Source organism: Pseudomonas sp. GW821-FHT11G12, assembly GCF_058808055.1.
The window spans coordinates 83798-106164 of sequence record NZ_JBXARH010000001.1; the positions used below are offsets into that span (position 1 = coordinate 83798).

Genomic DNA, 22367 nt, shown 5'->3' on the forward strand with positions numbered 1-22367 from the left:
AGAACAGTGAATGGTAAGAAAGACTTATGCAGTTACCGTCAGTAGTCGGCACCCGTGACAACGATCAAGACAGTATTGATCTTCTCGGCATATTTGGCAGTTTGATCGATCAGAAATGGTTGATCGGCGCCTTCACCGGCGCGTTCATGATGACCGGCGTTGCCTACGCGATTCTGGCCACGCCGGTATATCTGGCCAACGCGCTGGTACAGGTCGAACCGAAGAAGAACGACATGCTCGGTTTTTCCGATCTCAACAGCATGCTGGGCGGGCAATCGCCGTCCGTGACCGAGATCGGGATCATCAAATCCCGTGCAGTGATCGGCAAGACGGTCGACGATCTGCGCCTGGACATCGATGTCACCCCGAATACTTTTCCGGTGATCGGCGGCTTTCTCTCCCGTCGCTATCGCGGTGAAACCGAATTCAGCGTCGCACCGCCGCGTTTCGGCCTGAACAGCTACGCCTGGGGCGGTGAGCGCCTGGAGTTTTCCCGGCTCGATCTGCCCAAGGAGCTGCTGGGCAAGAAACTCAGCCTGATCGCCGGCGAGCAGCATCGCTTCCAGCTATTCGATGACAACGACAACCTGCTGGCAGAAGGCGTTGCCGGCGAAGCCTTCGCGCAGGACGGCGTAGAAGGGCAGATCACCCAGCTGTTGGCCAACCCCGGTACCCGTTTCGAAGTGGTGCGCTACCCACGAATCGTGACCATCCAGGGTTATCAGGACGCGCTGGATATTTCCGAGCAGGGCAAGGAGTCGGGGATCATCCGTCTGGCCCTGGCCAGCAGCGACGCCGCTGAAGCGGTGAAGATCCTCAACAAGATCGCGTCGCTGTACGTCGATCAGAACGTACGACGCACCTCGGCCGAAGCGGCGCAGAGCCTGGCCTTCCTGCAAAGCCAGTTGCCGCAGGTCAAACGCGATCTGGCCAAGGCCAGCGATGCGCTTAACGCCTACCAGACTCGCGGCAAGACCGTGAATATCTCCCTGGAAACCCAATCGGTGCTCGGCCAGTCCGTCGCCCTCGAAACGCGGATTTCCGAGCTGAAACTGCAACAGGCGGAGATGGATCGCAAGTTCACCAAACAGCACCCGGCCTATCGTGCGTTGATGACCCAGATTGGTGAGTTGACCCAGCAACAGCGGTCGCTGGAAGGCAAGGTCCAGGACCTGCCGGCCACGCAACAGGAACTGCTCAACCTGACCCGCGATGTCGAAGTCGCTTCGCAGATCTACACCCAGTTGCTGAACAAATCCCAGGAGCTGGACATCATTCGCGCCGGCGCCGTGGGCAACGTGCGTCTGGTGGATACGGCGGATGTCGACCTGACCAGCCCGGTCAAACCGAAGAAAGCCCTGATCGTGCTGATCGCGACTTTCCTCGGCGCCTTTGTCGGCGTGGCCCTGGTGCTGTTGCGCAAGTCGTTGAGCAAGGGCCTGGAAGGGCCGGAAGCCATCGAGCAGCTCGGCTTGCCGGTCTACGCGTCGATCCCTTACAGCGCCCTGCAACAGGAAGAGGACACCAAGAAAGTCCGCGCCAAAGTCACGGTGGACACCCCCGCGTATCTGCTGGCCCTGCGCAATCCGACGGACCTGTCCATTGAGTCGATCCGCAGCCTGCGCACCTGCCTGCATTTCGCGGCGCTGGATTCGACCAACAACCGCATCATGATTTCCGGCCCGAGCCCGCAGGTCGGCAAGACCTTCGTGTCGTCCAACCTCGCGGCGGTCATGGCGCAGAGCGGGCAGCGCGTGGTGCTGATCGATGCCGACATGCGCAAGGGGCATCTGCACAAATCGCTGAACACACCGATCACCAACGGCTTGTCGGACCTGCTGGTCAAGCGCTGCACCCTCGAACAGGCGATCAACAAGGTCGAAGTCGACAATCTGCACTTCATCAGCCGTGGCCAGGTGCCGCCCAATCCATCCGAGCTGTTGATGCACGCCAATTTCCGCGAACTGCTGGCGCAACTCAGCGAGCGTTATGACGTGGTGATCATCGACACACCGCCGCTGCTGGCGGTGACGGATGCGGCGATTGTCGGTCGCGAAGCGGGCATCAGCCTGATCGTCGCGCGCTTCGGGGTGAACCCGGCCAAAGAGATCGAACTGACGATTCGCCGCTTCGCCCAGAACGGCATCGAGTTGAAAGGCGCGGTGTTCAACGGCGTCGAGAAGCGTGCGGCCAGTTACTACGGCAACGGCAGCTACGGCTATTACAACTACGAATACGCGTCCGACAAGTCCTGAAAATCAGTGATTGTCCTTACCGGCAAGAAAGTGGGTGGGTTGTGAAAAAAATACTGCACGTGGCTGAAACGATAAAAGGTGGCGTCGCGACGGTGATCCGCACGATTTCCGCGTCCCCGGAAGATGACCGCGCCAACTACGAGCTGGTGTATCTGGTGCCGCAGGATCAGGAAAAGGAACTGCACGGCATCGCGCCGCAACAGATCCGTACTTTCGATCGAACCGGGCGCAATGTGCCGTCGCTGCTGCGTTTTGCCTGGCGCCTGATGCAATTGATGCTCAAGGAAAAACCCGATGTCGTGCACCTGCACAGCACGTTTTCCGGGGTGATCGGCCGTTGCGTGTGCGTGCTTCTGCGGCCGTGGCGCAAACCGAAAATCGTCTATTGCCCGCATGCCTTTTCGTTCCTGATGGAAAGCTCGCCGATCAAGCAGAAAGTCTATGCGTGGATCGAGCGGGTGTTGCAGAAGGTCACGGACACGATCATCTGCGTCAGCCAGTACGAGATGGACAAAGCCGCAGCGTTCGGCATCGAGCGCAAGCGTATGCGGCTGATCTACAACGGCATTCATCCAAAGGATGACGAACGTAAAGCCAATGATCCGAAGCCGATTCATCTGCTCTTCGTCGGTCGACTCGATTATCAGAAAGGCTTCGACGTGCTGCTCAAGGCCTATGCCAAGGCCGGGCGCAACGATCTGAAACTGACGGTGGTCGGCAGTGCGGTCAACGAGGCAACGGTCGAGTGCCCGCCAATGGACGGCGTTCAATACCTGCCGTGGGTCACGCCGGCCGAAGTCAACGCGCTGTACCAACAGGCCGATGCGCTGATCGTTCCTAGTCGCTGGGAAGGCTTTGCCATGGTGCCGCTGGAAGGCATGGCGCTGGGCCTGCCGGTGATCGCCAGCGACTGCACCTCGCTGCCGGAACTGGTCACTCACGGGGTATCCGGCTACGTGTTCCCCACCGGTGATCACCACGCGTTGGCCGATCGCCTGAAGCAGATCCAGAAACCCGCGTTGTCGGTCCTTGGCCTCGAAGGTCGGCGCATCGTCCGCGAGCGCTTCAGCGCCGCGTTGATGATCCGCCAGACCTACGACGTGTATTCCGCTCCCTCTTATTAAGTAGAACTCCGCTCATGAACGTAACGATTTTGCATGGCTACAGTGCCTCCAATTCCGGCGATGGTCTGCTGGTCGATCTGGCCATCGCGCTGGTGCAGCGCAACTTTGGCGAGGACACCGCGATCAGTGTCGTGGCCTCCGATCCGGACTCTTTCAAGTACCTGCCGCACCCGCGTTTCGACGCGCCGGTCATGGCAGCCAAGGGCCTGGGTCGGGTCAAGCAAGCGGTTTTCCTCAATCAGTCCTATGCCGGGCTCGCGGATCTGTTGAAGAAAACCGATCTGATCGTCGGCGTCGGTGGCGGCTACATGCGTTCCAAAAGCGCCTTCGAACACATCAAGCTGAAACTGGGCCACGCCAAGCAACTGGAAACGGCGATCCTCAGCAAAGTGCCGTCGGTGTACCTGCCGCAAAGCATCGGGCCGTTCCACGGTGAGAGCGACAAGATCGTCGGCCACTACGCCAGCGCCGATGCGGTGTTCGTGCGCGATAACCGCTCCTCGGCGTTGTTCGATGCCTGCGAAAACGTCTACCGCGCACCGGACCTGGCGGTGCAGGCCCTGGCCGGCAAAATCCTTCAGCAACCCAAGTTCACCCGCTGCGCCTCGACGCCAGCCACGGTGTGCGTGGTGCTGCGCAAACCGCCAGCGTGGAGCAAGGAAAAGAAGCTCGCCTACGTGGCCAATCTGAAAGTGTTGCTGCAGCGTTTGAAGAACAAAAGCAAAGTGGTCTGCGCTGTGCAGAGCGCTGTGCGGGGCAACGACGACGGTGCGTTCTATCGCGAACTGGGTATTACCGAAGACCTGCTGCCATTGAAGGCGACGCTGGCCAAATACCAACCGGACCTGGTGATTTCCGTGCGTCTGCACGGGGCGATCGAATCGCTGCTGTCCGGGGTGCCGGCGTACCACATCAGCTACGAGCGCAAAGGCTTCGGCGCCTATCAGGACATGGGCGTCGAGGACTGGGTGATCAACGGCGGCGACATCAATGTCGACACCATCATCGACACGGTTTTTGCGCCGAACGCGCTGTCGAACTTCGGCAAACGCCTGACCGACACCTGCCGTGAAATCGAGGCGAAAACCGTGGCCATGGACGACATCATCAAGGGCGTCATTCGATGATATTCCGCTTGTTGCTGCGCGGCGGAGCACTGGGCGCGAAGTTCTTGCTGGTGCTCGCCATCACCCATTACCTCGGTTACGAGGCGCTGGGTTTCTACGGGGTGGTGGTCGCGGCGTCGTTGATCGCGTCGAAGTTCTACAGCGTCGGTTTCAGCTCCGAGATCAATCGGCTGATCAGCGTCGGCGGCAGTTCGAAGCGGGTCGTCGACAAGGTTCTGCTGCTGTACCTGGCCGTGGGGTTGCTGTTGTCGGTGGTGACAGTGCTGATTTATTCACTGTTCCAGCAGGTTGAGGCGACGACGGCATTGATCGCCTGTGTGACGCTGGTGCTGCTGACCGAGCACCTGTCGTTCGAGATCAACTCGTTCGTGTTTTCCGCGCAGAAAGCCACGGCGGGCGCGTTGCTGTTCTTCATCAAGACTGGTCTTTGGGCGCTGCTGGCCGTGGGCGGGATGATGCTCGGCTGGGTGTCCGGGATCGCCAGCGTGTTGTGGCTGTGGGTCATCGCCAACGTGCTGGTGATCGTCTCCGGTTATCTGATTGTGGTGAACGTTCATCGCGGGCGCGAAGAGGGGACGCTGGCGACAGCGACCGTTTGGAAAGCCGGGTTGCCGTTTTACCTGGGCACCGGTCTGATCGCGTTGAGTCAGTACGCCGAGCGCTTTCTGATCATCGACCTGGAACCCTACGCCAGCCTCGGTAAATACGTGTACGCCTGGTCGGCGGCCAACACCTTGCAGGCGCTGTCCTACGCGGTGGTGGCGGTGGTTGGCATTCCGGTGCTCGCCAAGCGTTATCAGGCGGATCAACAACCGTTCACGGTCACCCAGTTGTTCGTGAACAAGTGGGTGATGCGTTCGCTGGTGGTGTCGGCCGGTGTCGCGGTGCTGATTTACCTGTTCTTCAACATCGTGCTCGATTACGTCGCAACGGCGGTGCCGCGTCCGGACAACGGGATCCTCGGCGTACTGATCTTTTCCTTCGCCCTGCGCGCCATTGGCGACATCGTCTGGGGTGGCTTGATCGCGTCGAAAAACAGCCGGGTATCCCTCGCCAGTTCGGCCATTTGCCTGCTGATTTCGGTGCCGGTCAGCTACCTGCTGATCAAGCACTATTCGATCTACGGCGCGGCCTGGGGCAACGTCTTCGGGATCATCGTGCAGCTCGGCGTGATTGCGCTGCTGACCCGTGCCACGCGCGCGAAAAAGGCTGTCGTGTCATGGGCCTGAAACTGCCGTGCATCGAGTTTCGCGGCAGGAAACTCGACTCGTCGCTGTCGTTCCTGATCCTGTTCACCGGCCTGTTTCTGTCGGTGGCCATGCCGCTGCTGATCCCCCGCGATCCGGGCCCGGATGCGATGACGTTATGGTCGTCTTATGCCCGGGCCGACAACTGCAATTTCTGGAACCCGTTCTCGCCGGATCGCTCGTCCTACGAGTGTTCGGCGTTCCTGTTGCGGCCCACCGGGATCAACCTGACCAATGCCTGGGCCTACGGGATGTTCTGCAATTTCTTCCTCACGGCGATTCCCGTGGTGGTGTTCCGGCGCATGCCGCTGGCGATCTTCGGCACGCTGTGTCTGTGGGGCATCGTCCGTTCGTTTTTCCTGGAAAACCTGACCAAGGAAATCATCGTGTCGGTGGCGGTGCTGAGCATTCTGTTCAGCTCGCTGACGCGCAAATACCGCGGCGGATTTTTCCTGTCGGCGGTGATCTACGGCGTGCTGATCCGGCCTTACTGGATTCTGTTTTCGCTGTCCTGGGTCGGCGTCTGCATGATGAAGAAGTACGTGTCGCGCATGACCTTCTTCCTGATGCTGTTCCTGTTCTATCTGGCGGTGGCGATGGCGATCCAGTTGGCGCTGGGCTTTCCGGTGTCGTCGATTCGTGCCAGCAACAACGAACTGCGCACGGCGGGCGAGGAGGGTTCCAAGTCGCTGATCGTTTCGTGGCTCAGCGGTAGCGACTTCGTTTCGCAGGCCCTGGATTCGATGATCATCTTCTTCCGGTTGTCGTTCCCCGTGGAGCTGATCCTGCTGTCCGGGCCGGGTCAGGTGATCTTCGTGGCGTTGATGATCATGACCGCGTTGCTGCTGTTCAAAGTCATCACCTCGACCGATTACAAAGGCGCGCCGATCCAGACCAAACCCAAGGAGCTGATCGCGATTCCCTTGGCGTTTCTGTTGGTTCAAGGTCTGTTCGAACCGGACTTCGGCTCGTTCGCCCGGCACTTTTCGATGGTGGTGCCGGTGCTGTTCGTGGGCCTGGGGTTGATGTTGCGGGCGAACAAACCGGTGCAGGTCGAGTCAAGAATTCTGAATTGAGGCGGGTGTTTTATGTCGAGCAAGAAAAAGTCGCTGGAGATCGAAACCCTGCGCGGCCTTGCGTGCCTGTTGCTGGTGCTCTACCACGTGATCGGCCCGTTGGGCGGCGGTTTGAAGATCGACATCGGCTCGCCGTTCCGGGTGATCGCCGATTCGATGGTGTACGTGCGCATGCCGCTGTTCACCTTTATCTCGGGTTACATCTATTCCATCTACAAGATTCGCGGCAATGACTTTTCGGCGTTCTTCAGCGGCAAGGTGCGGCGGCTGATCGTGCCGCTGTTTTGCGTGGGTGTGCCGTTCTCGGTATTGCAGGCGGTGGGGCCTGGCGTGAACAAGGACGTCGGCGTGATCGATGCGTTGTTGTCGTTCTTTGTGCCGATCAACCACTTCTGGTTCCTGCAGGCGGTGTTCATCATCTTCATGTTTGTCGGCCTGCTGGAATGGCGTGGTTGGCTGCGTTCGGCGACGCGTTTGTACCTGTTGTTCGCATTCTCCGCCGCGGTGTTTCTGCTGCCGCCGTTCAAGTTCGATGCGTTCGGCATCAATGGGGCGACCTATCTGTTGCCGTTCTTTGTGGCCGGGATGATTGGCCAGGAGAATGTCAGCGCGTTGAAGCAGCGATTCAAAGTGCTCGGCCCGTTGGTGTTCGTGCTGATTTCCCTGACGCTGTTGTACATCGCGGCGCTGGATCGCGAGCTGATCATCGATCGTCGCAGCCTGATCGGCCTGACGGTGGGTTGCGTGTCCTGCTTCGCGTTGCTGTCGAGTGACATGCGCTCGAAGGCGCTGTCCTGGCTCGGTGGTTACTCTTACGCGATTTTCCTGTTTCATGTGCTGTTCGCCGCGACATCGCGTTCGGTGCTCGGACGCCTGGGCATCAAGGACGAAAGCGTTCTGGTGTTCTGCGGCGTGGCTTGCGGTTTGCTCGGGCCGGTGTTGCTGTCGACGATCTTCAGTCGGTTCAACTTCACTTCGGTGCTGTTTCTGGGCGAGCGTGCGGCGGCGAAAAAACCGGCGGGGAACGTCTCCCCGGCGCAAGTCTCGGCTAAAGGAAGTGTTTGATGGTTGCAGTGGATGATGCCGCGCCGGTCGCGGCATCGGTGGTCGAAGTCGGCGACGCTCGCCAGCGGTTTGCCCAGTGGCGCGAAGGCAAGGCCGGGAAGGTTCTGTCGGTCTCGGTGATCGGTGACAGCTACAGCGCCGGGCAGGATTTCTATCTGAACAAACTGGTGCAGCGGTTGGTCGGTGAGGTTGGTTTTGCCGGCCCCGGTTATGTCGGTTTCAACCATGGCGCGGCGCTGGGCGGCAGCCATTTCAAGTACACCCGCAGCAGCGAGAAATACTTCGGTGGCGACTGGCAGGTGTCGAGCCTCGGCCAGGCCAGCCCCGACAGCCGCACCGTAACCGGAAGGCCCGGTGCATGGCTGCAAGTCGATGCTCATCCGAGCGAAACGACAAACACCGCCGTCACCCAGGCAAAACTGCTCTATCTCGGCAACGGCGAACCCAATGAAATCCGCTATCGTTGGGCGCCCTCGCAATCCTGGCAGCCGTTGAAACTGAGCGGTGCCGGTGTCCAGGAGGTCCCGTTGTCAGGTACATCCTCCGCGACGGACTGGGCGTTCAGGCTGGAAGTGGTGAAGGGCGCGCCAACGCTGTTCGGTCTGTGGATGAGCAACGATCAGGCCGGTTTGCGGGTGTCGAAACTGGCGGCGTCGGGTGCGGCCTCTGCCGACTTTTATCATGGCGACGGTCAGTGGCAGGCGCAGTGGAAAGCGGTGGTCTCGAAGATCCCCGCTGACATCTACTTGATCATGCTCGGTGGCAACGATCAGGGTTTCGGGGTGAAACCGGAGCAGTACCTGAAGAACGTTCAGGGCCTGGTCGGGATGGTCCGCGAGATTCAGCCAACAGCGAGCGTCAACCTGATCATGCGCCAGGACACCACGCGCTCCAGTGCCTATCCGATGTCGGCGTATGCGCAGGTGTTGGAGCCCTGGGCTCGTGAGCAGCATCTGGGCTACGCCAATCTGCAATGCGCGTTCGGTACGGACGTCAAACGTTACGCTGCGGCGATGATCGGCCCGGACAAGATACATCCGGTGCCGGCCACGGGCGGGAAGGTGATTGCCGATTACTTCTATCGGATGATCGTCGGCGGCAACCACGGGGCTTCCTGCGGCGCCGCCTCGGAATAAGGGTTCAGCCCTTGTCGAAGTTGTCCACGTGACCCAGAAGCTCTGCGGTCTTTTGCGGCATCAATTGCGTCACGCAGCGGGTTTCCACAGTGATGATGATCGCCGGGTCGTTGCAGCAGATGCGCACCCGGAATCGCCAGTCGCTGAAAATCACTTTCAGGCCGTCGCGGTCATCGACCTCCAGCGCCTGTTCACCGTAGATCCGTTTCAGATGGGCGAGCAGGGGATAGGGATCGCGCAGCGGCCGGCGAATGTCCCCGGATGAAGGAAACATGCCGATCCGCTCCACCAGCAGGATGGTCCCGAGCCAGGATTCGTTGGCGCTGGGCAACGGCTGATGACGAGACAACCAGCTCATCACCCCGAGGTTGTCCACCTCCCGTTCAATGTCTGTCGAATGTTGTGCGATGTTCATGGTTGCCTCGTCGGATGTGCGCGGGGGCGGTTTAACGGCCCTTGAGGTAGACGTTCTCGTAGCAGAAATTGGTCGCTTGCAGGTAACCCTCGGCGTCGCCGCAGTCAAAGCGCAGGCCCTTGAATTTGTAGGCCAGCACGCAACCGTTCTGCGCCTGTTTCATCAGGGCGTCGGTGATCTGGATTTCGCCGCCCTTGCCCGGCTCGGTGTCGGCGATCAGGTCGAAGATGTCGGGCGTCAGGATGTAGCGGCCGATGATCGCCAGGTTCGAGGGGGCGTCCTGTGGCGCGGGTTTTTCCACCATGTGATTGACCCGGTAGATACCGTCGGAAATCGCCTCGCCGGCGATCACGCCGTACTTGTGAGTCTGGTCGCGCGGGACTTCCTGGATGGCCACGATCGAGCAGCGGAACTTCTTGTAGAGCTGGATCATCTGCGTGAGCACGCCGTCACCTTCGAGGTTCAGGCACAGGTCGTCGGCCAGGACCACGGCGAAGGGTTCGTCACCGATCAGCGGGCGGCCGCTGAGAATCGCGTGGCCCAGACCTTTCATTTCCACCTGGCGGGTGTAGGAGAAGGTGCAGGTGTCGATCAACTCGCGAGTGCCGGCCAGAAACTTCTCTTTCTCGGTGCCGCGAATCTGGTGTTCGAGTTCGTAGCTGATGTCGAAGTGGTCTTCCAGCGCGCGCTTGCCCCGTCCGGTGACGATTGCCATGTGCTGCAGGCCGGCGTCCCGTGCTTCTTCAACGGCGTATTCGATCAACGGCTTGTTGACGATCGGCAGCATCTCTTTGGGCATGGCTTTGGTGGCCGGCAAGAAACGCGTGCCATAGCCGGCAGCGGGGAACAAACATTTACGAATCATAGAAGTTTCCTGGACATTCATGGCATACAGCCATCGGTTACATTGCAATAAAGAAAAGTTGCAAGTTGATGAAGCTGTACTTTAATACCTGAGTCAGGTTGTAAGTGGCAATGTTAGCTTAGTGTAAAGCGGGATAATGTTATTAGATGTCGGCTTGATAAATAACAGTTATTTTTAGTCGGTATCTGTCGATAGTGGTGAAAGTGCGAGAGTGCTAATAAGTACCGGGCAATACAGTTTGGCCTTTAAGAATATTTTTGGCCAGCGATGGAACTGTTTTTGTTTTGGATTGTTGTCGCCTTGTTTGTGTGAAGCAAGACACACATTAAACAAATGGGGCTTGACACGCTAGTTGGCACTTTCCCCACTATGGACCGCGCTATGAAGATTCTGGTAACGGGTGGCGCCGGGTATATCGGCTCGCACACCACACTTGCATTGCTTGAAGCAGGTTATGAAGTTGTTGTTCTGGATAATCTTTGCAACAGCAGCGATGCGGCACTGCATGCAGTGGAAGGCATTTGCGGCAAAAGTGCAGTGATGGTCCGCGGCGATGTGTGCGACCGGGCGTTGCTGGACCGGATATTCCAGCAGCATTCGATCGACGCCGTCCTGCATTTCGCCGGCCTCAAGGCGGTCGGCGAGAGCGTGCGCAAGCCGCTCGAGTATTACGAAACCAACGTCAGCGGCAGCATTACGCTGTGCCAGGCGATGGCAGCGGCGGGGGTGTTCCGGCTGGTGTTCAGCTCCTCGGCCACGGTGTACGGCGAGCCTGAGCAGATGCCGATCCGCGAGGATTTCCCTACGGGCATCCCGACCAATCCCTACGGCCAATCCAAGCTGATTGTCGAAAATGTGCTGCGCGACCTGAGCCTGGCCGAGCCGCGCTGGAGTATCGCGCTGCTGCGTTACTTCAACCCGATCGGCGCCCACGACAGTGGCCACATGGGCGAAGACCCGAGCGGCATCCCCAATAACCTGCTGCCTTACATCAGTCAGGTCGCGGTCGGCAGCCTCCAGGAGTTGTCGGTCTTCGGTGACGATTACCCCACGGCAGACGGCACCGGCGTGCGCGATTACATCCATGTCGTCGATCTGGCGGACGGTCACCTGAAGGCCTTGCAGGCCATCGACGGGCGCACCGGCATTCATACCTGGAACCTCGGCACCGGCGATGGTTACAGCGTGATGCAAGTGCTGCGAGCCTTCGAACAGGCGTGCGGGAAACCGGTGCCCTTTCGGGTGATGCCACGGCGTTCTGGCGATATTGCCGAGAGTTGGGCCGACGCTTCCAAAGCGGAAAAGGAACTGGGCTGGAAAGCCACGCGCAACTTGCAGGACATGGTTACCGATACTTGGCGCTGGCAGTCGAATCATCCCAGGGGTTACCTGGAATGATGGCCATTTAGTCCAATGTTATTTTCGGTCAGGTTGTTAGATATCGTCGGGAAATTACACTGGCAATGCCTTTTGCAAGTCCGTAGATATAACCTGCCGTTCGACTTTATCAGTTGAGTCTGACTGTGAAAGAACAGCGGATCTTGTTCGCGCTTTTTGCGACTTGAACTCTACCACCTCTAACGAAACACTCGATGTAACGGTGCAATGTTAGAAAGGAGTTGATATGAAAAAAGTGATGGCGATTGCCTTGTTGACGATGTTGAGCAACTGGGCATCCGCAGCTGAAGCGCCGCTTACTGCGGTGACCAATGTATCGGGCAGTGTCGCGGCTTCTACAGCGCCTGCTGCCAGTACTGCAATGGTCGCCAGTGCCGTAGCGGCGTCCAACAGTGGTGGAAGTGCCAACGGCGGTACAACGGGTACCACCGGTACCACGGGTACAACCGGCACGCACAACTAACTGAAGTAACTGTTGGTGCAGTACAAGGTCGCCCGACGAAAGTCGGGTGACTTTGTTTTGGATTCGCCCTTGAATAGCGTAGTGCCATTATGACTCGTAGTTTTTCTCTTTTAATGCTGGCAAGTCTCGCTCTGCAAGGTTGCATGTTTTCCCCCGGTCAACACTTGAGCACCTTTGGCATCACCCGCCAGGGCGCCAGTGAAAGCAGCCGGGTCGAGTTGATTCCGATCACGCCCAAGCTGATCTCCATGAACCGGGCCACGCAGAAGCGTGAGTCAGTGCCCACGGAGTTGCTGGCGACGCCTGCCGAATACCGCATCGGCAACAACGACGTGCTGTACATCACGGTCTGGGATCATCCCGAGCTGACCGCGCCGTCGGGCGCGCAGCAGCAGATCGACGCCAACGGTCGCCTGGTGCGCTCCGACGGTACGCTGTATTACCCGTATATCAAGGAAGTCCAGGCCGCCGGCCGGACCATCCAGCAACTGCGCGACGACATCGAACAACGGCTGTCGGCCTTCATCGCCGAGCCGCAAGTGGATGTTGCCGTGCTGCGCTTCGCCAGTCAGAAGGTCGTGGTCACCGGCGCCGTCGCCAAGGCCGGCCCGCAAGCGATTTCCACCAACCCGCTGAGCGTGGTCGAAGCCCTCGGTTCGGCGGGTATCGACACCAACAATGCCGACTTGTCCGGGCTGTTGCTGACGCGCAACGGACGGGTCTATCCGCTGAATCTGGATAACCTCAACCAGCAGGATTCCGAGTTGCAGAACGTCTACCTCCAGGGTGGCGACAAACTGTATCTGCCGTACAACGACAACAAGCGCATCTACGTGATGGGTGAGGTCAACCAGCCGCGCGCCCTGAGCTTCAAGACCGCGACCATGAACCTGTCCGACGTGCTCGGCTCGGTCGGTGGCCTGAGCCAGACCACCGCCAACGGCAACGCCGTGTACGTCATTCGCGGCGTGGAAAACCTTGATGTCGAACCCGCAAAAATTTATCAACTGGAAGCCGAATCTCCCACCGCCATGGTCCTCGCCACGCACTTCGAAGTGCGCCCGCAGGACGTCGTTTATGTAGGGCCTGCCAACGTGACTCGCTGGAACCGTCTGATCAGCCAGTTGGTGCCGTCGGCATCGATTGTCGGAACGGGTGCTTCCGCTGCGAAGAACTGGAGCGAATTCACCAACAACAGCAAATAAGGCCGGCCGACTGTGAATACGTTGAAAGTTGGCGTCTGCCTGATGGCGGCCTTGTTGCTGTGTGGCTGCAACCCGTTGATGGTCGCGTCGGTGACCAACCTCAAGTCGGCGGTAGTCGGCCCGGATGATATCGACGTGACGCCGGCCCAGGTGGCCGAGGTCAACTATCCGCAACTCAAACTGACCACGCCGTCCGGCTCCGGCGTGTTGGCGCTGGTGCGTGAGCGCGAGGATCTGCAGTTCTGGGTCGCCTCCGGCAAACAGGTTCTGCTGCTGCGCGACGGTCTCGCCGTGCGCACCATCGGCCTCGGTGCGGAAGGCGATCTGGACGGCACGCGGCTGTCCGATGCGTCGCCGTTCAAGCGTGGTCTGCACAACGTTGCCGATGGCGACACCAGTCAGCGCTGGATCGATCTTTACAAGGGCCAGGAAGTCGGGCTGATCGTCAACAGCCGCTTCACCCGAAAATCCACGGAAACCCTGAAGATTCTCAACAAGGAATACGCTGTGCTGCGTGTCGATGAGCGTATCGACGTCCCGGCCATCGGCCTGCGGGCGACCAACCGTTACTGGGTCGATCCGGTTGACGGTTTCATTGTGCAGAGTGAGCAGCAACTGACCTCGCAACTGCGAGTGAAGATCGTGCAGCTGACCCCTGATCGCAGGCACGTGCCATGAAGCGCTTGAGGGTTCTGTCGGCGAGTTTGATGTTGCTCGCCGGCGCAGGCCAGGCAGCGGTGACCGTCACCGGCGACGTTGCCAACCCGGGGCCGGTCGAGTTGCCGGCAGGTGGGCGATTGACCGATGTGATCAGCGTCGCCGTACCGAATGCCGAAGGTTATTGGCTGGCGGGCGAGTTGCTGCGCCAGTCCCTGCTGGAGCAGCAGACCCGGCTCAAGGTCGGCGTGCTGTTCGACCTGGACGTGTTGCAACGCATGGCCGATTTGTTCGATCGACCGAGCCGCAAAGCTCTGGCGGTGCGCATGGCCGAGGACGTGCGGCAGATGCCGGTCACCGGGCGTCAGATCGCGGATCTGGACCCGGTGGCGCTGGAAGTCGGGTTCGCCCGCAACATCCGTCTGGACGATGGCGATCGCCTGATCTACCCGCAGCGGGTCGATGAAGTGCAAGTGCTCGGCGCCGTTGCCGGGACCTGCCGACTGCCTTATCAACCGTTGCTCGAGGCCCGTGAATATCTCAGCAGTTGCGTGCTGCTGGAGGACGATGCCGACGCCGATTACCTGTGGCTGATCCAGCCCAACGGCGTTTCGCGGCGCGTCGGCATTGCCCATTGGAATCGTGAGAGCGGGCAGTTTCCCGTAGCCGGCAGCAAGATTCTGGTGCCCTTGAAAAATGATGATCTTGATCCGCCTATCCCTGAACTGAATCAGCAGTTGGCCGAATTTATTGCCACGCAGTTGGCTGAGGTGGTTCGTTGAATTTGCGTTTTGCAGCTGTGTTGTTATTGCCGTGCGGCCTGGCCCATGCCGAGCCGCGCATTACCCAGGGCGATTTTGGTGGCACCGGTCTGTTGCAGACGCCCACCGCGCGCATGGCCCCGGCCGGCGAGTTGAGCGTCAACGCCAACCGCACCGAGCCTTACAGCCGCTACAGCGTTTCGTTGCAGCCGCTGGACTGGCTCGAAGGCTCGTTTCGCTACACCGCCATCACCAACCGTCCGTACGGCCCGGAGTCGATGAGCGGCAACCAGAGCTATAAGGACAAGGCGGTCGACGTCAAAGTCCGGCTCTGGGAAGAAACCCATTGGGCGCCCGATATCGCATTGGGCTTCCGAGACGTCGGCGGTACGGGTTTGTTCGCCAGTGAATTCCTGGTGGCCAACAAGCGCTTCGACAACCTGGATTTCAGCGCCGGCATTGCCTGGGGTTACATCGGCAATCGCGGAGATGTCGACAACCCGTTGGGCTATCTCGACGATCGCTTCAAGACCCGGCCGGCGATGGAAGGCACCGGTGACGTCAATGCCGGCTCGTATTTTCGCGGCCAGCCATCGTTCTTCGGCGGTGTGAGTTACCAGACGCCATGGGATCGCCTGAGCCTGAAACTCGAATACGAAGGCAACGACTACAAGCACGAACCGAAGGACAACGTGATCAAGCAGGACTCGCCGATCAACCTCGGCGCGGTGTTCAAGGTGACCGACTCCCTCGACGTGAGCGCGGCGTGGGAACGCGGTAATACGGCCATGTTCGGCGTCACGTTCCACACCAATTTCGTCAGCCGCAAAGCCCCGGCGAAGACCTTCGATCCGCCGCCGGAACCGTTGCCGGCCAAGGCACCGACCACGGCGCCGGACCAGGTCGACTGGGCCAACGTCTCGCAACGCTTGCAGCAGAACGCGGGCTATCAGGTCGAGCGCATCGCCCAGCGTGATTCCGAGTTGATCGTGTACGGCGAGCAGCAGCGTTATTTTCATTCGGCCAAGGCTGTCGGCCGTGCGAGCCGGATTCTGGACAACAGCGTCAACGACGACATCAACTGGTTCACCGTGGTCAACAAGCGCTACGACCTGCCGCTGGAAGAAACCAGTGTGCCGCGCCAGACCTTCCGCGAAGTGATCAACAACGAGGAGCCGCTGCAAACGTTGCACCGCACCACCGAGGTCAACCCGGCGATGCCGCACAACGAGAAGACGCTCTACACCCAGGCGCCGCAGCACTTCAGTTATGGCGCCGGTCTGGGCTTCAAGCAGAACGTCGGCGGCCCGGATGGCTTGCTCTATCAGTTCAGTGCCGACCTCGACGCCGAGTTCCGCTTCAACCGCAACACCTGGTGGAGCGGCATGCTCAGCCAGAACCTGGCGAACAACTTCGACAAGTTCAAATACGACGCGCCCAGCGGTCTGCCGCGTGTGCGTACGGACTTGCGCCAGTACCTGACGACCTCCGAAACCACCATGCCGTTATTTCAGGTCAGCCACGCCGAGCAACTGGACAAAGATCTGTATGGCATGGTCTACGGCGGTTATCTGGAGTCGATGTTCGCGGGTGTAGGCGGCGAGGTGCTGTTCCGTCCGACCGGGGAGCGCTGGGCGATCGGTGCGGACCTGAACTACGTGCGTCAGCGCGAATTCGACCAGGGTTTCGACCTGCGTGATTATTCGGTGCTGACCGGCCATATCACCGGTTACACCGACTTGCCTTACGAAACGCTCGCGGCGGTCAGCGTCGGGCGCTATCTGGCGGGCGACTTTGGCGGCACGCTGGATATCTCGCGAGAGTTTTCCAACGGTGTACGCTTCGGTGCGTGGGCGACCATCACCACCGCCGGCAGTACGGAATACGGCGAAGGTAGTTTCGACAAGGGCATTTACCTGTCCATTCCGTTCGACGAGATGATGAGTATGTCGACCATGCGCCGGGCCAACCTGGTCTGGGCGCCGCTGACCCGTGACGGTGGTGCGAGGCTTAATCGCAGCTTCCAGCTGCACTCGATGACCGATAGCCGCGAAGACGACATGTTCTATCGCAACTTCGGGAAGATTACCGAGTAAGTCCGGGAGACCGGGAAGCCAAAATGGGAGCCCTTCGGCTCCCGTTTTTGTTTGTGGTGGATGCCTTTGTTGATCCTTCCACCGTTTCCACAGGTTATTGGGTAATGCCTGATCTTCAGCATTGCCCGGAATCTCGTGGGAGCGAGCCTGCTCGCGATTGGCGTCAGTCCGGTCGGTATCAATTCAACTGACCCTGCGTGCTCGCAAGCTGCCTGCCAACCCCCAAATCCCGCCCACAAAAAAGGGGACTTTCGTCCCCTTGCGGTGTTGCTTTCTGCAGCTCTGCGTCTCAGTAAATATCCTTCGACAACAGGGTAAACGGCGTCTTCACCAGGATCTTCACGTCCAGCCACAGCGACCAGTTGTTGATGTACTTGAGGTCGATCTCGACACGCTTCTCCATCTTGTCGAGGGTATCGGTCTCACCCCGGCAACCGCTGATCTGTGCCAGGCCAGTGATGCCCGGTTTGATTCGGTGGCGCGCCATGTAGGCGAGGATTTTCCCCGAGTAGTAGTTGTTGTGCGCCACGGCGTGCGGGCGAGGGCCAACCAGTGCCATGTGGCCTTGCAGCACGTTGAACAGTTGCGGCAGTTCGTCCAGCGAAGTGCGGCGGATGAAGCGTCCGACGGCGGTGATGCGCGAATCGTTGCGGCTGGCCTGTTTGACGTCGCGGTCATCGTGCACGCGCATCGAGCGGAACTTCCAGACCTGAATCACCTTGCCGTTCCAGCCATGGCGATCCTGCTTGAAGAACACCGGGCCGGGGGAGCTGAGCTTAACCGCCAGGGAGATGAGCAACAGCACCGGGCTCAACAGCACGATGGCCAGCAGCGCGACGCTTTTCTCCATCAGGCTCTTGCTCAGGGCGGCGGTGGGGCGGCTGGTCAGCGGGCTTTCGTTGAGGTAGATCGCCGGCAGGCCGTCCACGACTTTTACCGAGTGATTGAGCAGCGTCAGGCTGTTCAGATCCGGCACCCAGACCACGTCCACGTTGGCATCCAGCAGATCGACATACATCGCTTCGATCTTCGCCGCTTCGGACAGCGACAGCGTGATGTACAGGCGACGGATGTCGTGGCGTTTGATCAGTTCCAGCAGGTTTTCCTGATCGCCGACGACGCGTGGTGCATTTGCGTCCAGAGCGGGCAGGGTGCCGTTGCTGACCAGACCCACCAACGGCAGGTTTTCGTGTTCGCTGAGCTTCTTCGCCAGGCCCAGGGCCAGTTCGCCAGTGCCGACGATCAGGGTCTTGTGCTCGCTTTTGCGCGAGCGCTGGTAGTACTTGGAGAACGCATGCAGCGGTGCATACAGCAACGCTTGTCCGAGGAAGCCGTACACCGCCCAGTCAAGGATCACCTGGCGCGAAAACAGCTCATCGGCCTTGCAGATGAACGCGATGAACGTCAGCCCGGCCATGGTCATCGACCAGCCCATGAACAGCCGTCCCAGACCGGTCAGGTAGTTGTCTCGCTTTCGGTAGGCGCCACTGAACGTATAGGCCGGAACCGAAGCCAACACGGCCAGCATGGTGCACATCCGGTAATAGAACTCGACCGTTCCCGTGTGCTGCTCAGCCAATATAAATAACAGTGAAACAATAAAGCACTGTGCCAGTGCCCATTGGCCCCAGAAGGTAAGTCCCTTGAGGCCCGTGTTTCGGTTGATACGTAGAGTGAGATCCATATGCGATATCCCCAAAAGACTTCCATTCAGGTTTCGACAGTTGAAATCCGAGTTGTTAAGCAGATTTGTTTTTGTTTTAGGTGCCCATGTTCTGAGGTAACAACATCGGTATGCCGAACTGTCGTCAATCAATAGACTAAGTTATTGGGGAAGAAGCTGTCTGACGAGTTCTAACAAGATGGCAATGTGCCAATCATTTGAATTGAAGAATATCAAACGTTAGAAAAGGTCGAAGGGCGGAGGGTTAATAATCCCTGTTGTGTTTGCTATCGTAGGAAGGGTGAGGAGGGAGGCATTACTGACAAAGGAGGGTTAAACCAAGCAAAGTGCTTTTTTATTTTTGTAATTGCACTTGCTTCTGTTCATTGATGGGAAGGCTGTGCTTAGGCAACAACTTCCTGGATCAGGCAATAACCGCGATTACGGACAGCGCGAAACAGTCGCTCACCGTTACTGGCACTTTTGAATTTGTCTTGAAGACGGCTCAGGCACATCTCCAGACCGCGATATTGTTCCGGTTCCCGACCGATGCTGAGGATCAGATCGTCGCGACTGACAACGCGTTCCTCATGGTGCAGCATTTTCCTGACGAGTGCGGTTTCGAGGCCGGTGAGACTGATCTCGATATCCTCCCGGACAAGTACGCCTTGATCATTGTCGAGGTGCCAGGCTTCTGTGACCGGCCGGGAAGTGTCGTTGACGTCCGACGTTATGGCCTGGGTGTTCTGGAATGAATGAGTAGATTGTGCAGCCAGCCATTCGGACTCGAGGGTGGCCAATATTCGCTGGGTATCATGTTCAATACTGCGAGCGACGCTTTTCCTTGTGCCGCGTGGGTAAGTGAACTCCATCAGCGTGGGAGTGGAAGAGGGCGAAGCAACACCTTCAACAAACATCTGTGCCTGAGACGTACCAAACGAATTGAAACGCTCACTGGAGAGAATGCTCTCGAGTTCGCGCTGCGACGCGGAATTGTTCGTCACGACAACAAAATATTTTCTTGGGAGGGTTGTACTGGTTTCCATGTCTCTCTCCTGAAATAACGCACCAAATATGGCTAAAAGGTATTCGGCAGACGAGTAATAACGCGCTCGGAAATAATCGACAGGCAGGGTCTGGGCCCAATTATGGCCGCGATAAGTTCCACTTGGTCTGCTTTTAGAGTAATGATTTATTGTTATGTTTAAGTGTTGCAGCGCTCATTCAATTGACAGCTTTTTATTGGATAGATATTGCGGATAAAGCGGTGAGACGTTGGATTTTCATAGCGTTGCATCAGACGTTCCCTCGTATGCTGCAAATGATGATTTCCTGACTCAGGCGGTCGAGATCAACCCCCTCATCAGGCGGTAGCCATACCCGCGAATGCTCTGTATGGCGTTCGTACCGTACACGTCCTTGATTTTCCCACGCAAGCGGCTGATGGATTTTTCCAGTGCCCGGGGATCGTAGAAATTGCTGTTGAGCCCCATGATGCTGGCGATTTCATCATGGCTGAGTATGTGATTACTGGTCTGCGCAAACGCTTCCAGAATCTTCATTTCGGCAAAGGAAATGTCCAGTTTCTTGCTGGTGTCCGACAGGCAAATACGGGTGGGGTCCAGCACCAGGTCTATATCCCTGAGCCATTCTTCACTGCTGAAGAACTCACCGAACAACTCGGCGCCTTCGTCGGCAAGCGTATTGAGCTTGATACAGAAGTCGGCCCCCGCAAGATGGTATTTGATCTTGCTGTAGGCGCCGCGCCCTGTAATGACCGCGCAAATGATCGGCTTCAAGTTGTCGGCACGCAGGTTTTCCACCCGCGCCAGATTGTCTTCGAGTGCCTGGGGAGTGTCGATGATGATGAAGATGGCTCGATATGAGCCGTGATATTCATTTTGCTGATATGAACTAGTGAAGGAGTTGGCCTCTAGAGCCAGATCGGTCTGCACATGCTGCGCGATCAACGCTCTAAAATGTTCAGCCACAGCACGGGTACGGGCCAGAGTGAGAACGCCTGGCTCGTTGTTTGTCCGGTGTGGGCTGCTAGTCGCCAAGTTCCCTGTAAGCATGATGCGTTGACTCGAAAAAGTGCTGACATCGGGATGTTAAAGCACCGGTTCTCATCTGTGACTGACAATTGGTAACATTTACGCGGTTTTTAGACGTGGCTCCCGAGTTTTCTAACAATAATTAAGCATTTAAAGCTTTTAGTTGATTTTCTCGGGGCTGTGAACTAACGAAACGAAGGCCGTTAGATGGTGGCGATGTGCAATGGTGCCACTATTTTGTAATTATGGCGACCTGTTTTATGTCCTATGGCCACTATTGGTCGTGGCTTGAAACTGGAGAATGTGAGGTGGGTCACATTTTAGGGTGTGAGGGCTTTTTTTGCTACTAAGAGAACAAGTTCACAGACGGACGATTATTAACATGGCTTGAGTGTGTCTTTTGATAAGACATATTCTCCGTCACCGAGTCGGGCAATGGGTCTGGATCTACCAATTGTTTAACTTCAGATACCCAATGCCTGAATACAGTTGATCGGGCGCTCTTTACGAGCGTTCTGACGGAGGCTTAATGGATTTACTGACCTTGTTCAAGGTGTTGATTTTAGGTGCGGTAGAAGGTCTCACCGAGTTCTTGCCCATCTCCAGTACGGGCCACCAGATTATCGTTGCCGACTTGCTCGATTTTGGTGGCGAACGCGCCATGGCGTTCAACATCATTATTCAACTGGGTGCCATTCTTGCCGTGGTCTGGGAGTTTCGCCCGAAGATCTTCGAAATCGTCAAAGGCCTGCCGACCCAGCGCAATGCGCAACGATTCACGCTTAATTTGATGATCGCATTCTTCCCGGCGGTCGTCCTGGGCGTGCTATTCGCCGATGCCATTCATCATTACTTGTTTAATCCGATCACCGTCGCTGTCGCACTGGTGGTGGGCGGTATCGTGATGTTGTGGGCCGAACGTCGGGATCATGTGGTGAGCGTCGAGCACGTCGACGACATGGCCTGGTCCGACGCGTTGAAGATCGGTTTCGTACAGTGCCTGGCGATGATTCCGGGTACTTCGCGCTCCGGCTCGACCATCATTGGCGGCTTGCTGTTCGGCCTGTCGCGCAAGGCCGCCACGGAGTTCTCGTTCTTCCTGGCGATGCCGACCATGGTCGGTGCTGCGGTGTACTCAGGCTACAAGTACCGGGAACTGTTCCAGGCGGGCGACTTGCCTGTGTTCGCCCTGGGCTTCGTCACCGCGTTCGTGTTCGCGATGATCGCCGTACGCGGCTTGCTCAAGTTCATTGCGAACCACAGCTACGCCGCGTTTGCCTGGTACCGGATCGCCTTCGGCTTGCTGATCCTGGCGACGTGGGTGTTTGGCTGGGTGAACTGGACGGAAGCGGCGGCCTGATCACTGACTGCTGATCAGCGCCGCGACGGCGAGGTCGCTCAACTCCGTATCAGGCGATTCCTGACGAAAACGCTGCAAGGCTGACGTGAAATACGCAGCCTTCAGCATGCCGTCGCTGGCGAGGTAGAGTCGCGCGTCTTCCAGCTCCTCGGCGGAGTAAACGCGTTTATGGCTTTCGGTGGTTTCTTGCGAGGCCGTAAAGGGCGTGAGCAGCAAAGAGACAAGCGTGAAACCAGACAGCTTGGTCACCTCCCATGGCGTATCGGTGTTACCCAGACACAGCCCGTCGCAGTGGGCCTGAACATTGGACGTGACGCAAAACAAGGCAAGGAGGGTGCAGCGCTTGAAGCCAGGGAAATTCAACGTGGGCATAAACAAAAGACATCCTGTCAGTACATCA

20 protein-coding genes are annotated in these 22367 nt (G+C 58.2%); 14 read left to right on the forward strand and 6 right to left on the reverse strand.

The genetic code is table 11. The features are described from left to right. The first annotated feature begins 26 nt into the window (after positions 1–26). Genes AC1RR7_RS00355 through AC1RR7_RS00385 form a run of 7 tightly spaced genes read left to right on the forward strand, consistent with a single transcriptional unit; the run spans position 27 to position 9030 of the window. Positions 27–2255, forward strand: a complete 2229-nt coding sequence (locus AC1RR7_RS00355; RefSeq protein WP_493091882.1) for a polysaccharide biosynthesis tyrosine autokinase — start codon at positions 27–29, stop codon at positions 2253–2255. A 41-nt stretch (positions 2256–2296) separates the two neighbouring features. Further along, positions 2297–3379 carry a glycosyltransferase gene (locus AC1RR7_RS00360; protein WP_493155643.1) on the forward strand — a complete coding sequence of 361 codons (1083 nt, stop codon included), beginning with the start codon at positions 2297–2299 and terminating at the stop codon, positions 3377–3379. Positions 3380–3393: 14 nt separating this feature from the next. After that, the gene (locus tag AC1RR7_RS00365; RefSeq protein ID WP_096822064.1) at positions 3394–4506 is read left to right on the forward strand and encodes a polysaccharide pyruvyl transferase family protein; all 1113 of its coding nucleotides are present in this window, start codon (positions 3394–3396) and stop codon (positions 4504–4506) included. Next, the gene (locus AC1RR7_RS00370; RefSeq protein ID WP_493155645.1) at positions 4503–5735 is read left to right on the forward strand and encodes an MATE family efflux transporter; all 1233 of its coding nucleotides are present in this window, start codon (positions 4503–4505) and stop codon (positions 5733–5735) included. The genes AC1RR7_RS00365 and AC1RR7_RS00370 overlap by 4 nt, the downstream gene beginning before the upstream one ends. After that, a complete protein-coding gene (locus AC1RR7_RS00375) occupies positions 5726–6829 on the forward strand; it encodes a hypothetical protein (RefSeq protein WP_096822062.1) in 1104 nt (367 codons plus the stop codon). Before AC1RR7_RS00370 ends, AC1RR7_RS00375 begins: the two co-directional genes overlap by 10 nt. A 12-nt stretch (positions 6830–6841) precedes the next feature. Then, complete coding sequence (locus tag AC1RR7_RS00380; protein ID WP_493155647.1) at positions 6842–7894, forward strand: acyltransferase family protein; 1053 nt, start codon at positions 6842–6844, stop codon at positions 7892–7894. Beyond that, positions 7894–9030, forward strand: a complete 1137-nt coding sequence (locus tag AC1RR7_RS00385; RefSeq protein ID WP_493155649.1) for an SGNH/GDSL hydrolase family protein — start codon at positions 7894–7896, stop codon at positions 9028–9030. The genes AC1RR7_RS00380 and AC1RR7_RS00385 overlap by 1 nt, the downstream gene beginning before the upstream one ends. Before the next feature lie 4 nt (positions 9031–9034). Here AC1RR7_RS00385 and AC1RR7_RS00390 read toward each other — a convergent pair whose 3' ends face one another. Both AC1RR7_RS00390 and galU read right to left on the reverse strand, forming a co-directional pair. After that, positions 9035–9445 carry a phosphohexomutase domain-containing protein gene (locus AC1RR7_RS00390; RefSeq protein WP_273539485.1) on the reverse strand — a complete coding sequence of 137 codons (411 nt, stop codon included), beginning with the start codon at positions 9443–9445 and terminating at the stop codon, positions 9035–9037. A gap of 31 nt (positions 9446–9476) precedes the next feature. After that, a complete protein-coding gene (gene galU, locus AC1RR7_RS00395; RefSeq protein ID WP_085733509.1) occupies positions 9477–10310 on the reverse strand; it encodes a UTP--glucose-1-phosphate uridylyltransferase GalU in 834 nt (277 codons plus the stop codon). A gap of 381 nt (positions 10311–10691) precedes the next feature. Here galU and galE point away from each other — a divergent pair, with 381 nt between their 5' ends. The 6 genes from galE to AC1RR7_RS00425 all read left to right on the forward strand — a co-directional run bounded on the left by galE (position 10692) and on the right by AC1RR7_RS00425 (position 16890). Further along, positions 10692–11708 carry a UDP-glucose 4-epimerase GalE gene (gene galE / locus AC1RR7_RS00400; RefSeq protein ID WP_493155651.1) on the forward strand — a complete coding sequence of 339 codons (1017 nt, stop codon included), beginning with the start codon at positions 10692–10694 and terminating at the stop codon, positions 11706–11708. Positions 11709–11934: 226 nt separating this feature from the next. Then, positions 11935–12171, forward strand: coding sequence for a hypothetical protein (locus tag AC1RR7_RS00405; protein ID WP_003226528.1), 237 nt, complete (start codon positions 11935–11937; stop codon positions 12169–12171). Between the two features lie 89 nt (positions 12172–12260). Continuing rightward, on the forward strand, positions 12261–13376 hold the full coding sequence (locus tag AC1RR7_RS00410) for a polysaccharide export protein (protein ID WP_141401799.1): 1116 nt from the start codon (positions 12261–12263) through the stop codon (positions 13374–13376). A gap of 12 nt (positions 13377–13388) precedes the next feature. Then, the gene (locus tag AC1RR7_RS00415; RefSeq protein WP_493155652.1) at positions 13389–14054 is read left to right on the forward strand and encodes a YjbF family lipoprotein; all 666 of its coding nucleotides are present in this window, start codon (positions 13389–13391) and stop codon (positions 14052–14054) included. After that, positions 14051–14815 carry a capsule biosynthesis GfcC family protein gene (locus tag AC1RR7_RS00420; RefSeq protein ID WP_102621825.1) on the forward strand — a complete coding sequence of 255 codons (765 nt, stop codon included), beginning with the start codon at positions 14051–14053 and terminating at the stop codon, positions 14813–14815. The genes AC1RR7_RS00415 and AC1RR7_RS00420 overlap by 4 nt, the downstream gene beginning before the upstream one ends. Continuing rightward, positions 14812–16890 carry a YjbH domain-containing protein gene (locus AC1RR7_RS00425; RefSeq protein WP_273537108.1) on the forward strand — a complete coding sequence of 693 codons (2079 nt, stop codon included), beginning with the start codon at positions 14812–14814 and terminating at the stop codon, positions 16888–16890. The genes AC1RR7_RS00420 and AC1RR7_RS00425 overlap by 4 nt, the downstream gene beginning before the upstream one ends. A gap of 289 nt (positions 16891–17179) precedes the next feature. On the opposite strand, the gene AC1RR7_RS00430 is transcribed toward AC1RR7_RS00425, so the two are convergent. From AC1RR7_RS00430 to AC1RR7_RS00440, 3 genes are all read right to left on the reverse strand, one after another. After that, positions 17180–18574, reverse strand: a complete 1395-nt coding sequence (locus AC1RR7_RS00430; protein ID WP_102621823.1) for an undecaprenyl-phosphate glucose phosphotransferase — start codon at positions 18572–18574, stop codon at positions 17180–17182. Between the two features lie 383 nt (positions 18575–18957). Then, on the reverse strand, positions 18958–19599 hold the full coding sequence (locus AC1RR7_RS00435; RefSeq protein WP_102621822.1) for a winged helix-turn-helix domain-containing protein: 642 nt from the start codon (positions 19597–19599) through the stop codon (positions 18958–18960). A gap of 291 nt (positions 19600–19890) precedes the next feature. Continuing rightward, positions 19891–20631 (reverse strand): winged helix-turn-helix domain-containing protein, encoded by a 741-nt coding sequence (locus tag AC1RR7_RS00440; protein WP_102621821.1) that lies wholly within the window; start codon positions 20629–20631, stop codon positions 19891–19893. 505 nt (positions 20632–21136) lie between these two features. On the opposite strand from AC1RR7_RS00440, the gene AC1RR7_RS00445 reads away from it, so the two are divergent. After that, positions 21137–21967, forward strand: coding sequence for an undecaprenyl-diphosphate phosphatase (locus tag AC1RR7_RS00445; RefSeq protein ID WP_102621820.1), 831 nt, complete (start codon positions 21137–21139; stop codon positions 21965–21967). Here the strand turns inward: AC1RR7_RS00445 and AC1RR7_RS00450 are convergent, their stop codons facing one another. Beyond that, positions 21968–22339 (reverse strand): DUF2388 domain-containing protein, encoded by a 372-nt coding sequence (locus AC1RR7_RS00450; protein ID WP_102621819.1) that lies wholly within the window; start codon positions 22337–22339, stop codon positions 21968–21970. Positions 22340–22367 lie beyond the last annotated feature (28 nt).